The sequence below is a fragment of the Gilliamella sp. Fer1-1 genome (assembly GCF_001690825.1).
Taxonomy (GTDB): Bacteria; Pseudomonadota; Gammaproteobacteria; order Enterobacterales; family Orbaceae; genus Gilliamella; species Gilliamella apicola_C.
This window is the reverse complement of the sequence record NZ_LZGX01000109.1, coordinates 1-14,408: the sequence shown is the minus strand read 5'-3', so window position 1 is coordinate 14,408 and position 14,408 is coordinate 1. Positions and strand designations below refer to the sequence as shown.

Sequence of the window (14,408 nt, the reverse complement as noted above, 5' to 3'; positions counted from 1 at the left end):
ATAAATTGCTTACTCGCAACTGTTTTTTGTTTTTTATTAACAAAATTCGTATTTATTCTTAGCTAATGAGCATGAATTGTTTACTTAAGTTTAAGATAATCAGTTATTTTCACGCTTAAATGGTATAGAATCCTGAATATTTTTTACAACTGTATAACATTAAATAATTTGTTGTAGTTGATGATTAATTTTGTATCGGCAATATTGCTCAATTTCTTCTAAAAATAACGTTAATCTTTCATCAATAAAGCAACTTTTTATCATATAACACCCATCGCCTGTAATTTTATAAAACTCGATAATTTCGTTAAACGATTTAACCCTATTTTCAAATGCTTTGAATTGGTTGCAATCCATATAAATAGTGATAAATTGCAGATTGCTGGTTTTTTCTTTGATAGTAAACTTTTCGATAATGTGATTAGCGTGCAGTTCTTGAACTCGCTGCCCAACAGCTTGCCCTGTTAAAAATACTTTTTCGCCAATCTCTTTCCATGATTGACGGCTGTTCTTTTTCAATTCATCTAAAATAGCTCGATCTTTTTTATCCATTTTTCATTTTGAAAGCGAATAATAGCAAAGGCTTTCAGTCTACTATGTTATGCGTTACTCAATTATTACATAATTATAAATAGAAAGATAACAAAGGAGCAAAAAGATGAAACAGGCATTAGTGATTATTGATGTCCAAAATGACTATTTTCCAGAAGGTAAATTTGCCTTAGTTAATACCGAATCTACATTAAAAAATATTCTAAAATTACAGCAATATTTTAGAATAAAACAGTTACCCATCTATTATATTCAACATATAAAATCTGATCCTAATGCTAACTTTTTTGTTAAAGGAAGTAATGGCGCTGAAATTCACTCTAGCCTATTACCTATTAAGGATTTACGTGAATATATTATAGAAAAAAATTTTCCCAATAGCTTTTACCGAACCAATTTACAACAAAAATTACAGCAAGAAAGCATAGAACAATTAGTTCTTTGTGGCATGATGAGCCACATGTGTGTTGATTCAACTACGCGCTATGCTTGCGAGCTAGGTTATCAGCCTATTTTAATTCATAATGCTTGCACAACGCGAGATCTTGAATTTAATGATCAAATCCTTTCTGCTCAAATGGTGCATAGTGGTTTTATGTCGGCATTGACGGGGTTTGCATCAGTAATAAGTGCTGATGCATTTATTCAGATGAAATGAAATATTAGTGAAACTAGCTTTTTTGATAGGTATGTACACAAAATACTACACCATATCAAATGGTATAAAGCGATTGGGAAAAATTAGGTGTTGATAGAAACAAAAAACTAATAAAATCGTTTTTATCAGAAAATCAAAATGTTAAGTTGGAATTCAAATTGTACTTTAAAAATGAAAAGCAACTTTAACAGTTGCTTTTCATTGCAAATTCGGCTAACTATTTAATTGCTTTTGCCACAATTTCTTGCGCTTCTTGTTGAAGCGTGCTTAAATGTTCGTTGCTTATAAAACTTTCAGCATAAATTTTGTAAGCATCTTCGGTTCCTGAAGGGCGAGCGGCAAACCAACCGTTTTCTGTAATCACTTTAAGCCCACCAATTGGTGCATTATTAGCAGGTGCAGTCGTTAGGCATTGAGTAATTTTTTCGCCAGCTAGGTTGTCGGTAGTTAATTGACTTGCATCAAGTTTCGCTAGTTTTTGTTTTTCATTAAACGAGGCTGGCGCTTGAATTCGCCCATAATAAGAAACACCAAATTTTTCTTCCAACTTTTGATATTGTTCTTGTGGATTTTTACCCAATTTAGCTGTCATTTCGGCCGCTAATAAGCATAAAATAATCCCATCTTTGTCGGTCGTCCAAACTTTACCGTTGGTTCTTAAAAATGAGGCGCCAGCACTTTCTTCGCCAGCAAAGCCTAGTTTACCTTGGTAAAGCCCATCAGCGTACCATTTAAAGCCAACTGGGTATTCTAAGTATTTTTTGTTTAAGCTATTGGCTACTCGATCAATCATTGAGCTTGTTACTAGCGTTTTACCAATGGCGATATCTTTATGCCATTGAGGGCGATTTTGGAACAAGTAATTTACACAAGTAGAAAGATAGGCATTTGGGTTCATTAGCCCTGTAGGGGTCACTATACCATGCCGATCAAAATCAGTGTCGTTGCCAAAGGCTAAATCAAATTGGTCTTTTAATTTTAATAATCCAGCCATTGCCCAACGGCTTGAGCAGTCCATTCTGATCACTTCATCATGATCTAGGTGCATAAAACTAAATGTTGGATCGATGTTGTTGTTAACAATATTTAAGTTAATACCATATTTTTCGGCAATTCTAGGCCAATAAGTAATACCAGCACCACCCAATGGATCAACACCAATTTTTAGTGATGATGATTTGATGAGAGATAGATCGAGAATATTTTCAAGATCGTTAATATAATCGGTTTCGTATTCTTTCGTATGGATATAATTTGAATGTATTGCTTTGTCTACGCTGATGCGTTTTACACCATTTAGTTTGTTTTTTAGTAATTCATTAGCACGGTTTTCTATTTGCTTTGTAATATCAGTATCTGCAGGACCACCATTAGTTGGATTATATTTTATTCCGCCATCTTCAGGTGGGTTATGTGATGGCGTAATTACGATGCCATCGGCAAGCTGGGAATGTTTGCCTTGGTTATAGGTTAAAATAGCATGTGAAATCACTGGCGTTGGTGTATAGCCCCAATCATAAGCCATAACCACAGTTTGTTCATTAGCAACAAAAACTTCAATAACTGATTTTAATGCAAGTTCTGAAAGTGCATGGGTGTCTTGACCAATAAAGCATGGACCAGTAATGTTATTGGCTTTGCGGTATTCGGCAATGGCTTGAGCAACGGCTAATATATGAGCTTCATTAAATGTACCTTTGTTGGAACTGCCACGATGACCAGACGTACCAAAAATGACTAATTGGCTAGCATTATCCGTATCAGGTTGGATTTGGTAATAATTATTTTTTAAGGCTTCAACATTAATAAGATCCGATGCTTGTGCTAGCATTCCTGCGCGGCTTTGCTTGGCCATTTTTTACTCCTCTTTCATAAACTAATATTTTATAAAGGCTAAAAACATGAATTGATTGAGTTTATATCGTGTTTTTAACGTTATATATGTTTTTATTTAACCTGTTAAGGTAAAAAAGCGTTGGTAACTTGGTTTATCATTGTTTCAGATATGCCCATGTCACTCATTATCGATTCAATAATATACATTTTTCTGGCAGTATTGGTATTACTAATAACCCAATAAGGTGTGCCAGTAATTTCGCGAGGTTTGGTATTTTTACCCGATGTTTCGAGTGATAGCTTGTCTTTTGCAAGATATTGTCGTTTGCTACCATGCAATGAAGTGGCGGCAATAGCAAAAAGTGCTGGATTATAGTTATATAAAGCACTAAGTAATAATATAAAACGACTAATAATGGATTTTTCGTTTGTAAAAGTGTTGCTAGTTAATAAATCATTAAAAAGAGGATAATGATTTTCTTTTTTTACGCTAGTTCGTTGTTTTGCCAATCCTGATTGGTTTATATTTAACAAACGTCGTAATATACTTGATGCGTCTTCACCAATATGTTTAGTTTGGCCAGCAATAAATTGGTATAATTCTTCGTCGATTTCGATAGTTTTCATTATGTTACATATGCCTATTAAATTATTTTACGGGACATCCTAAAGCAGGAACTTTGCCAAGATGTGAATCATTTGCTGTTTTATTATCTAAACAACCACCTGATGGTTGCTCAAAAGCAGCATTATCTGTTTTTTGTGGCGCTTGATTTACATCATGACAGGCAGTTATCATAACTGATAATATTACTTGAAAAAATAACCGTTTCATATATTCATTATATACTTAATAAAATATTGCGCTGAGTATAACCTAACTTAGGCATAAATTGTATTGGCTATTGATAAAATAATGAAAATGCTATTGTTGTTTTTCAAAAACAATATTATCCTAAACAATGTATAACGAGTTTATACGAACATTACATGAGGAATTAATTATGAAAAAAATCGTCACATTAACTATTTTAGCTGCACTTATATCTGGATGTAGCAATAGTGATCTCCATTCTGGCGATGTATATACGGCTGATCAAGCAAAACAAGTTCAACAAGTGAGTTATGGTACAGTTGTTTCTGTACGACCAGTTAAAATTCAAGCTAATGCGTCAAATGGTAAGAGTGAAAACGTAGCGGGTACTTTAGGTGGTGCTGTTCTAGGTGGTGTTTTAGGCAATACCATTGGTGATGGCACTGGTCGAGTATTAGCAGCTGCTACAGGTGCTATTGGTGGTGCAATTTTGGGCGATGCAATTCAAAATAAAGCCAACCAAGCTGAAGGGGTTGAATTAGAAATTAAACAGAATAAGGGATCAAATATTGTTATTGTTCAAAAAGGTTCTCCTAACGATTTCTTTGTTGGCCAACCTGTTCGTTTAGTGACTAACGGTAAACAAATTAGCGCTTCACCTCGTAGTTTTAAAAATTCAATAAAATAAGAGTTTTTAATTTTTAATAAATTGCATGTCATTTTTGATTGAATTTTGCTCATCTTTATGGTGAGCAAAATGTTAATTTTACTCGTTTTTTGTAGTTATTTTTTATCATGCATTCCTAATCTGCAACAAATATTTGCCTGTCTAAGCACTAACGTATAAACTCACCACAAATTTTAATGTGATAAGGAGCAATAAAGTAATGCGTATATTACATACCATGATCCGCGTTGGCGATCTACAACGTTCCATTGATTTTTATACTCGTATAATGGGAATGCGTGTGTTAAGAACCAGTGAAAATACTGAATACCAATATTCATTAGCTTTTGTTGGCTATGGTGATGAAATTACCAGTTCAGTTATTGAGTTAACTTATAACTGGGGTACGGATCAATATGAACATGGTTCGGCATTTGGTCATATTGCAATTGGTGTTGATGATGTAGCTAAAATGTGCCATGACGTGAAACAAGCAGGCGGTAAAGTTATTCGTGAAGCCGGACCAGTTAAAGGGGGTACAACTATTATTGCTTTTGTTGAAGATCCTGATGGCTATAAGTTAGAGTTAATTCAAAACGATCAGGCCGATAGAGGATTAGGTCATTAATTTATTCTATCAATGATATCGCACTGATATTTAGGCGATATCATATATGTTTTAATTTGAATGGTTTGCCAACAAATCTGCTAATAATTGTTTATTGATAACAGTTTGTTTTGATTGCTCTAAACTAGCTGTGGTAATTATTGCGCTTAAGGCATTTAATGATACATCAAAATCATCATTGATAATGACATAGTCATACTCGTTATAATGCGAAATTTCAGCCTGTGCTTTTTTCATTCGTTTGGCAATGATATTGCTGTCATCTTGCCCACGCTTTACTAGCCGATTTTCAAGCTCTTTTAGTGAGGGTGGTAATATAAATATACTTTTTGCATGAGGCATTTTTTTGCGTACTTGCCTAGCACCTTGCCAATCAATATCTAAAAAAACATTAATACCTTGTGCTAGGCTTTGCTCGATTTCGGCTTTAGATGTGCCGTAATAGTGGTCAAAAACGTTAGCATATTCAACAAATGCCTGCTTGGCAATTAATGATTCAAAGTGCTCATGATCCACAAAATAATAATGCTCGCCATGCGCTTCACCAGGGCGAGGTGTGCGTGTTGTATGCGAAATTGATACTTTGGCTGGGTACAAATTATTTTGGGAAAGGTAAGCTTGAATTAAACTTGATTTACCAGCACCACTTGGCGCTGAAACAATAAATAGAGTTCCTGTATACATAGATTGCTTTATCACTTTTAATAAATAAATGTTTTTTAATTGTCAAAGATGCTTTTGTAAATATTATAGCAAAATTAAAAAATAGATAGAGCTCTATATCTATTTTTGATATTGGATCGTGCAATTTTTATTGTTTATCATTACTTTTTGCGATTTAGGTAAAATTATTTTACAAACATCGCTTAACACACGGTAGTTAACCAAGTTTTGTTACAAATTAATCATTGCATTGATTTGATTATGCTAACATTTGTGAGAGATGCTTTTTGATGAATAATGCCAGTAAGGTTAATGAGTACGAAGCAATACCAAAAACTAACTTAGAGATTGGTTTTTTATAATATTTTAATTTATTTTGTTTTTATTGAGTGGTGGTATAATAAAATTATGAGCACAGCATGTAAAAAATACCTCTTTGTTCTTTGGTGTGGAGCCTCCCGTTGAATTTAAAAAACACTTACTCCTTAATTTTTTGTTTGAATATGTGTTGCCATTCCAAACCGTAAACAAGCGATGACTAAACTATAAAAGGCGATAAAAACTTATTAGCAAATGATCTACAAAAACAGGCGACTTAAGTATATACTCTTTATTAATTTAATTAGCTTTATCATAGTGTAAGTTAGTTGCAATTAATGCCATTATCAGTATTAATCTTCATCAATATTTTTAAGGATCATTTAGCATGATTATAGGTAATATCAATCATTTAAGGTTAGTTCCTTATCTTCCAGAAAAAATAAAACAGTCAATTGAATATATTAAAGATAACGTGAATAGGAATACTCCTATAGGGCGTTATGATATTGATGGCGATAAAATGTTTTTTATGGTATCGGATAATTCTCCACGTCACATCAACGAGGCTAACCCAGAATATCATGAAAAATATATTGACGTTCAGATTGTTTTAGAAGGACAAGAAGGAATGGCAGTGTGCACGTTACCGCCTCACACAACAATTTTAGATGATAAATTAACAGAAAATGATATTGCTTTCATTGAAACACCGAAAGAAGAAACCATATTAGTTTTACAACCAAACGATTTTATTGTATTTTTTCCTCATGAAGTGCATAAACCACTTTGCGCAATTGATGGCAAAATGGTGACTGTTCGTAAAGTTGTGGTAAAAATTGCATTTGATTATTTAAATTTAGAATAAGGATCTTAGGTAAATATTATGGCAACAAAAATTGCGGTTATTGGCGAATGCATGATCGAACTTTCAATGAGACAAGATTCGACTACCCGAGGCTTTGGTGGTGATACACTTAATACATCTGTTTATTTGTCACGTTTATTAAAAGATAATGTTTTTTCAATTTATTATGTCACAGCGCTTGGCACTGATCCTTTTAGTCAAGAGATGTTAAATTGTTGGCAAAAAGAAAATATTCAAACGGAATTAGTACAAAAAATGCCTAACAAACTGCCTGGGCTTTATTCTATTGTTACTGATGAACAGGGCGAAAGATCATTTTATTATTGGCGCAATGATGCTGCCGCTAAATTTTGGTTGAAATCATCTGAGGCAGATAAAATCATTCAACAAATTACTCAGTGTGATTATGTCTATTTGAGTGGTATTAGTATTGCCATTTTAGATGCTGAAAGTATTGTTAAATTATTAGCACTTTTAAAACGTGTTAAATCTCATGGCGGTAAAGTCATCTTTGATAATAATTTCCGTCCACATTTATGGAGTAGCCTTGAATTAGCTCGTAGTGTTTATGCCGATATTTTATCCTATACAGATATTGCATTTTTAACGTTAGATGATGAAGATTTGTTATGGGGTAAGTTGCCTTATGAGCAAGTCATTGAACGTACAAAGCAGTTTGGCGTTACTGAAATTGTAATCAAACGTGGCAGTGATAGTTGTATTATTGATTCTGCTGAAGGTCGTTTCGAAGTTCCAGCTAATAAAATAGCAAAGGAAAATGTAATTGATACCACAGCAGCTGGTGATTCGTTTAGTGCTGGTTATCTTGCTGCCCGTTTAAACGGAAAGAATCCAACACAATCAGCATTGCAAGGTCATTTAGTTGCTGGTACAGTTATACAATATCGAGGGGCAATTATTCCCGTTGATGCCACACCTAAATTAATCAATTAAATTTGCAAAAAAGCGGTCATTAATGACCGTTTTTATTCATGTTATAACAAATAAGTGCAACAAGTATTTTGTTAAAATTTTCAGAAAAATTAGTGTTTGAGTATAAAAACACTTAATTAATGCATTTCTCTATATAGTAGTATATTTAATTAAATGCCACTGGTATAATATACAGTTGGTTTTCTATTCATTTAGTTTAAAAACACATATAAGAAGAGATCTATGTCAATCAAAGATATCGATATTCGTGGTGCGCGAACGCATAATTTAAAAAACATTAATGTAACCATTCCAAGAGATAAGCTAGTTGTAATTACTGGTCTTTCGGGATCGGGCAAATCTTCGTTAGCATTTGATACTCTATATGCGGAAGGTCAACGACGTTATGTTGAATCTTTATCGGCATATGCTCGTCAGTTTTTGTCACTAATGGAAAAACCTGATGTAGATCATATTGAAGGCTTATCCCCTGCTATTTCGATAGAACAAAAATCAACTTCGCATAATCCCCGTTCGACAGTTGGAACTATCACTGAAATTTATGATTATTTACGATTGCTTTTTGCCAGAATTGGGGAGCCTCGTTGTCCAAATCATCACTTACCATTAGCGGCTCAAACAGTATCACAGATGGTTGATAGTATTATGGCGTTGCCTGCTGAAAATCGTTATATGTTACTTGCACCCGTTGTCACAGAGCGCAAAGGTGAGTTTGTTAAATTATTTGAACAACTTGCTGCCAGTGGATATATTCGAGTAAGAGTAGATGGTGATGTCTATGATCTTTCAGATCCCCCTTTACTTGAATTACAAAAGAAACATACCATTGAGGTTGTGGTAGATCGTTTTCGTATTCGTGATGATTTAAAACCTCGTCTTGCTGAGTCAATTGAGACAGTGCTTTCAATCACTAATGGCATTGTTAAAGTAGCAAATTTGGATGATCCGCAAGCCCAAGAACATTTGTTCTCGGCTAATTTTGCTTGCCCTATTTGCGGTTATAGTATTTCGGAGCTAGAGCCTAGATTATTTTCATTTAATAACCCAGCGGGTGCATGTCCTGAGTGTGATGGATTGGGTATACAACAATATTTTGATTCAAAACGGATTGTGCAGATGCCAGAAGTTTCCTTAGCGGCTGGTGCAATTAAAGGTTGGGATCGCCGCAACTTTTATTATTTTCAGATGCTAAAATCATTAGCTGAGCATTATAAATTTGATATTGATAAACCATATGAAAAGCTACCACAAAAAATAAAAGATATCTTATTGAATGGCTCAGGTAGCACTGAAATCCAATTTGTGTATACAAATGACCGTGGTGATGTGGTTAAGCGTAAACACCCGTTTGAAGGTATTCTTAATAATTTGGCGCGTCGCTATAAAGAAACAGAATCTCAAACTATCCGCGAAGAGCTAGCAAAATATATTAGTCATCGACCTTGCCCTTGCTGTGATGGTTCAAGATTATGTACAGCAGCAAGAAATGTTTTTATAAATGATACTAATTTGCCGACGATTAGCGATTTAAGTACGCAACAAGCTAAAGACTTTTTTGATAAATTGTCATTGACTGGGCAACGAGCACAAATAGCCGAGAAAATATTAAAAGAGATCAACGATCGTTTACAATTCCTGATTAATGTTGGCCTCAACTATTTAACGCTTTCACGTTCAGCAGAAACTTTATCAGGTGGTGAAGCCCAACGTATTCGATTGGCTAGTCAAATTGGAGCTGGGCTTGTTGGGGTGATGTATGTACTTGATGAGCCTTCTATCGGTTTGCACCAACGCGATAATACCCGCTTGATTGACACATTAACGCATTTACGTGATTTAGGTAATACGGTTATTGTGGTTGAGCATGATGAAGAAGCTATTATGGCTGCTGATTATGTCATTGATATTGGACCTGGTGCTGGTGTACATGGCGGTGAAGTTGTAGCACAAGGTACGCCAAAACAAATTATGGCATGTAAAACCTCTTTAACAGGACAATATTTATCTGGAAAAGAACAAATTGAAATTCCAGCTGATCGCACTAAAGTTGATAAGAAAAAAATGTTATCGCTTATTGGTGCAACGGGAAATAATCTCAAAGATGTTACATTAAATATTCCTGTTGGATTATTTACCTGTATTACTGGGGTATCAGGATCGGGGAAATCAACTTTAATTAATGACACCTTATATCCATTAGCTCAAAATGAACTTAATGGTGCAGAAAAAAGCGATATAGCACCGTATAAAGCGATTAAAGGGCTTGATTATTTTGATAAGGTCATTGCCATTGATCAAAGCCCAATTGGTCGTACACCTCGTTCTAATCCTGCAACATATACTGGATTTTTTACATCGATCCGTGAACTTTATGCAGGTGTACCAGAATCGCGTGCTAGGGGATATACTCCAGGTCGATTTAGCTTTAATGTTAAAGGTGGACGTTGTGAGGCTTGTCAAGGTGATGGATTAATTAAAGTGGAAATGCACTTTTTACCCGATATTTATGTGCCTTGTGATCAGTGTCATGGTGCCCGTTATAATCGTGAAACCTTAGAAATCAAATATAAAGGTAAGTCGATTAACGAAATTTTAAATATGACCGTTGAAGAAGGACGTGAATTTTTTGATGCAGTTCCGATGGTATCACGCAAGCTACAAACATTGATTGATGTTGGATTGTCTTATATAACTATTGGGCAGTCAGCAACCACATTATCGGGTGGTGAAGCACAACGTGTAAAGCTTGCAAAAGAATTATCTAAACGAGATACAGGTCGAACTTTATATATACTAGACGAACCAACAACTGGTTTACATTTTGCTGATGTGAAGCAATTGCTAGCACAATTACATTCATTGCGAGATAAAGGAAATACCATTGTTGTTATCGAGCATAACTTGGATGTGGTTAAAACCGCTGATTGGATTGTTGATTTGGGTCCTGAAGGAGGTAATGGTGGCGGTGAAATTATCGCCGAAGGCACACCAGAAGAAGTGGCAAAATCTAAACAGTCCTATACGGGAAAATACTTAAAACCATTGTTAGAAAAACAAAAAGCCAAATAGCCAAGTGCTATCACTTCTACTCAAAACATATAAGTGCGACAAGGGCGCACTTATGACACCTAACTTATTGATTTAATTGAATAAAGTTGGGTGGGCTATTAAAGTGAACAACTTTAATTAGCTACCCTTCACAATATCTGAGTAGGACGTTACACATGTCCGAAAGGATATTGTGTAACCTATATTCGGTAAAGAATAATTTTTTAGTCTGTGAAAGACAATCTCATATATTTAAAGAACTAATTCTTTGGACAATTCAATTAATCATATCTGATATTCTGGAATTTCCAAGGTATTCAATAAGAAATTATTGAGCTGACCAAGGAAACGAAAGAACCCATCAGCATATAGTTTAAGCTAGAATTGACCTATTGTGAAGTTAAATAAGTGCACAAGCTGTTATTATCATTGTTGGCATATTTTATAGGCACTATGTTATATAAAATATGAGTCAACCTGTTATATGGCTAACAGTAGCCTAGGGATAGTGCGAGATTGGCAACGGTCTGGTGCGGAGCTTCCTGACAATGTACCCCCTTGAGGAATAGCAAGGTTAATGCGTATCGTGAGGTAACATTAAGTAATGGCAAGTAGCATGTCATGAGGGGCTAGGCTAAATAGAAAGATGAACGTAAGTGAATTGCTGATAAACGTCGTGAATTGTAAAGAGCTTAAGCTACTGACAAGCTCTAACCAAAAAGGTATATAGTGGGATATCTCTTTTTACATTGGGGATACGTCATCATAAACACTATCGGCGAACAGGCAGCATCTTAACTATTTATGTGATAATAATGGAACTTGGTAAGCCTGTATTTCCGCCGAAAGGCAGGTAGAGCGCAAGCGATACTGTTGGGGGTGCAGGTAAGGGAGGTTAGAGAAAGCGAATGATTGGCTGTAATGGCTGATATAGGGTATGAAACATGACCTAACCCGAAAGGGTGCAGACTTCTAACTGGTCTTTCATCGTAAGATGTTGGCTAATCCTTTTGTGGTCATTTCTTCGGGAATGATTGGGTGAGGAAGGAAACAGGCAAGTAAAACAAGCCCATTTCCCTACTCTAACAATTTTACCATGTGACAGAGAAGTAGAATTTATTTGGTAACTTGAATAATTCTTCTCTCCGTTCACGATAGAAGAAATTATTCATCACAAACCAAGTAGATTTCTGCTTATTTCTGTTACGACAGGAGTAAGTATGAAAGAGTACACTAAGTTTAACCAAAAAGTTAAAAGTAGTCCAGCTCCAGCGACTCCTGACATGAATGAGCTATGGCACACTATAGATTGGGTCAAAGCAACAAAACATGTTAAAGGGTTGCAGGTACGGATTGCGAAGGCAACAATTGAAGGTGACTATCGTAAGGTTAAACGCTTACAAAGGTTACTAACACGCTCAACGTACGCCAAGCAGTTGGCAGTGCGGAGGGTGACGGAAAACAGAGGTAAAAGAACGGCAGGCGTTGACAAAGTAACATGGTCAACACCAAAGAGTAAATGGAAAGCCATTGCAACGCTAACAAGTAAAGGATATAAACCCATGCCGTTAAGGCGAGTTTATATTCCCAAGTCTGACGGAAAGAAGCGCCCATTAGGCATTCCGACCATGAAAGACAGAGCAATGCAAGCGCTGTACTTATTTGCTTTACAGCCTGTTGTTGAAACTACAGCGGACAAAAACTCGTATGGATTTCGCATCAATCGCTCAACGGCGGACGCGATAAGCCACGTGCATAAGATATTCTCACGCAAAGGGAGTCAAATGAGACAAACGGCGCAATGGGTATTGGATGCCGATATACAAGGTTGTTTTGACCATATAAGCCATGATTGGTTAATCGCAAATATTCCGATGAATAAGCGGATATTAGCAAAATGGTTAAAATCGGGCGTAGTGGATATGGGACAGGTCAAGCGGACGGAGGAAGGTTACACCACAAGGGGGGTATTATTTCACCGACTTTGGCGAATATGGCACTGGATGGCATGGATGAACTATTAACGAAACACTTCGGTATAGTAGGAAATAGACAACGGCGAGCCAATAAGGTGTATATGGTTCGATATGCGGATGATTTTATTATATCTGGAAGTTCGAAAGAATTACCGGAAAATGAAGTTATACCAGTAATGCGTGAATTTTTGAAAGAGAGAGGATTAACCTTATCTGAAAGAAAGACGCGCATTGTTAATATCGAGCAAGGATTTGATTTCTTAGGGTGGACAGTAAAATCATTTAAAGGCAAATTGTTGATTAAACCAAGCAAAAAGAATGTGAAAGCATTTTATCGCAAGGTAAAAGAGACAATAAGTGCAATGAAGATGGTTAAGCAGGACATACTAATAGCAAAATTAAATCCAATGTTAAGGGGATGGGCTAACTATCACCGTAGCATTGTTGCTAAAGAAACGTACAGTAAAGTAGACCATTTAGTCTGGAAAGCGATTTGGCGTTGGTGTTGTCGAAGACACAGTAACAGACGGAAACGATTTGTAAAAGAGAAATATTTTACAAGGACACAAAACAGGGACTGGATATTTGGCACACACAATAAATCGACATGGTGAAAAGAAATGGATGGAATTACTGCTGTGCAGTAAGACAGAAATTAAACGTCATATAAAGGTGAAGTCGGAATACAATCCGTTTTTACCTGAATGGGAATTATACGGCGAAACGCTATACCAAAAACGGATGTACGAAGATTATTCGCACAGAAGTCAATGGCAAAGGTTGTATAAAGAACAAAAAGGGCGTTGTGGATTATGTCAGTTACCTATCACAAAAGAGACAGGTTGGCATGACCATCATATTATATACCGTGTACATGGGGGAGATAATAAGCTAGAAAACAGAATATTATTACACCCTGTATGTCATACTAAAGTTCATGCACTGAAGTTAGAAGTATTGAAACCGACTTAGCAATAAGTTAATAGAAAGGCTTGAGCTGTATGCGGAGAAATTCGCTCGTACAGTTCTTAGGGGGCGGCGACACAGTAATGTGTCGTTGCTACCCGACGATGGGCGAAATATTGTAAATACCCCAAACTTAGTACACAACTCACGTAGAAAATCATGCTGCTTGTTTTAGTGTTTTATACTCAATCGGTGTCATGTTATTTAATGCCTCATGCGGTCTTTCGGTGTTATAAATTGTTAACCATTCTTCAGTTATTCTCCTTGCTTGAGCTAAGTTGTTAAAAAGATATAAATCGAGTACTTCAGTACGATAGGTACGATTAAATCGTTCAATATAGCCATTTTGATAAGGGCTACCGGGCTGGATATAATCAATGGTTATATCATGTGATTTAGCCCAGTTGGTAAAGGTTTTTCCTGTAAATTCTGGCCCATTATCGACCCGTATTTTTAATGG

The 14,408-nt window shown here is 35.7% G+C and carries 15 protein-coding genes and 1 pseudogene; 10 read left to right on the top strand and 6 right to left on the bottom strand.

Going from position 1 to position 14,408, the window contains the following annotated elements:
* Positions 1-159: 159 nt before the first annotated feature.
* A complete protein-coding gene (locus tag A9G28_RS11890) occupies positions 160-552 on the bottom strand; it encodes an Lrp/AsnC family transcriptional regulator (protein WP_065580797.1) in 393 nt (130 codons plus the stop codon).
* 106 nt (positions 553-658) lie between these two features.
* Between A9G28_RS11890 and A9G28_RS11885 the strand changes: the two genes are divergently transcribed.
* Entirely contained in the window at positions 659-1,210 is a 552-nt protein-coding gene (locus A9G28_RS11885; protein WP_065580796.1) for a cysteine hydrolase family protein, read from the top strand.
* A 217-nt stretch (positions 1,211-1,427) separates the two neighbouring features.
* On the opposite strand, the gene pgm is transcribed toward A9G28_RS11885, so the two are convergent.
* The 3 genes from pgm to A9G28_RS11870 form a co-directional block, all read right to left on the bottom strand.
* On the bottom strand, positions 1,428-3,065 hold the full coding sequence (gene pgm / locus A9G28_RS11880) for a phosphoglucomutase (alpha-D-glucose-1,6-bisphosphate-dependent) (protein WP_065580795.1): 1,638 nt from the start codon (positions 3,063-3,065) through the stop codon (positions 1,428-1,430).
* Positions 3,066-3,169: 104 nt separating this feature from the next.
* Positions 3,170-3,673, bottom strand: a complete 504-nt coding sequence (locus tag A9G28_RS11875) for a hypothetical protein (RefSeq protein ID WP_065580794.1) — start codon at positions 3,671-3,673, stop codon at positions 3,170-3,172.
* A gap of 22 nt (positions 3,674-3,695) precedes the next feature.
* On the bottom strand, positions 3,696-3,881 hold the full coding sequence (locus A9G28_RS11870) for a hypothetical protein (protein ID WP_065580793.1): 186 nt from the start codon (positions 3,879-3,881) through the stop codon (positions 3,696-3,698).
* Between the two features lie 166 nt (positions 3,882-4,047).
* Here A9G28_RS11870 and A9G28_RS11865 point away from each other — a divergent pair, with 166 nt between their 5' ends.
* Together A9G28_RS11865 and gloA are read left to right on the top strand one after the other, a co-directional pair.
* On the top strand, positions 4,048-4,548 hold the full coding sequence (locus A9G28_RS11865) for a glycine zipper 2TM domain-containing protein (RefSeq protein ID WP_065566277.1): 501 nt from the start codon (positions 4,048-4,050) through the stop codon (positions 4,546-4,548).
* Between the two features lie 199 nt (positions 4,549-4,747).
* A complete protein-coding gene (gene gloA, locus A9G28_RS11860) occupies positions 4,748-5,155 on the top strand; it encodes a lactoylglutathione lyase (protein WP_065566272.1) in 408 nt (135 codons plus the stop codon).
* A gap of 51 nt (positions 5,156-5,206) precedes the next feature.
* On the opposite strand, the gene gmk is transcribed toward gloA, so the two are convergent.
* The gene (gmk, locus tag A9G28_RS11855) at positions 5,207-5,839 is read right to left on the bottom strand and encodes a guanylate kinase (protein ID WP_065580792.1); all 633 of its coding nucleotides are present in this window, start codon (positions 5,837-5,839) and stop codon (positions 5,207-5,209) included.
* Positions 5,840-6,524: 685 nt separating this feature from the next.
* Here gmk and A9G28_RS11850 point away from each other — a divergent pair.
* The 7 genes and pseudogenes from A9G28_RS11850 to A9G28_RS13925 all read left to right on the top strand — a co-directional run bounded on the left by A9G28_RS11850 (position 6,525) and on the right by A9G28_RS13925 (position 13,954).
* Complete coding sequence (locus A9G28_RS11850; RefSeq protein WP_065580791.1) at positions 6,525-7,004, top strand: YhcH/YjgK/YiaL family protein; 480 nt, start codon at positions 6,525-6,527, stop codon at positions 7,002-7,004.
* A gap of 15 nt (positions 7,005-7,019) precedes the next feature.
* Positions 7,020-7,958 carry a sugar kinase gene (locus tag A9G28_RS11845; protein WP_442903270.1) on the top strand — a complete coding sequence of 313 codons (939 nt, stop codon included), beginning with the start codon at positions 7,020-7,022 and terminating at the stop codon, positions 7,956-7,958.
* Between the two features lie 228 nt (positions 7,959-8,186).
* Positions 8,187-11,027 (top strand): excinuclease ABC subunit UvrA, encoded by a 2,841-nt coding sequence (gene uvrA / locus A9G28_RS11840; protein ID WP_141673624.1) that lies wholly within the window; start codon positions 8,187-8,189, stop codon positions 11,025-11,027.
* Positions 11,028-12,226: 1,199 nt separating this feature from the next.
* A pseudogene (locus A9G28_RS14275) lies at positions 12,227-12,535 on the top strand (reverse transcriptase N-terminal domain-containing protein); the annotation flags it as partial.
* A gap of 33 nt (positions 12,536-12,568) precedes the next feature.
* Complete coding sequence (locus A9G28_RS14270) at positions 12,569-13,030, top strand: reverse transcriptase domain-containing protein (protein WP_442903269.1); 462 nt, start codon at positions 12,569-12,571, stop codon at positions 13,028-13,030.
* Positions 13,000-13,596, top strand: coding sequence for a group II intron maturase-specific domain-containing protein (locus A9G28_RS13975; protein ID WP_335340527.1), 597 nt, complete (start codon positions 13,000-13,002; stop codon positions 13,594-13,596). The genes A9G28_RS14270 and A9G28_RS13975 overlap by 31 nt, the downstream gene beginning before the upstream one ends.
* Positions 13,568-13,954 carry an HNH endonuclease gene (locus A9G28_RS13925; protein WP_255307569.1) on the top strand — a complete coding sequence of 129 codons (387 nt, stop codon included), beginning with the start codon at positions 13,568-13,570 and terminating at the stop codon, positions 13,952-13,954. The genes A9G28_RS13975 and A9G28_RS13925 overlap by 29 nt, the downstream gene beginning before the upstream one ends.
* Before the next feature lie 151 nt (positions 13,955-14,105).
* On the opposite strand, the gene A9G28_RS11830 is transcribed toward A9G28_RS13925, so the two are convergent.
* Positions 14,106-14,408: integrase core domain-containing protein (locus A9G28_RS11830; RefSeq protein WP_141674712.1), on the bottom strand; the 303-nt coding region annotated here is incomplete at its 5' end.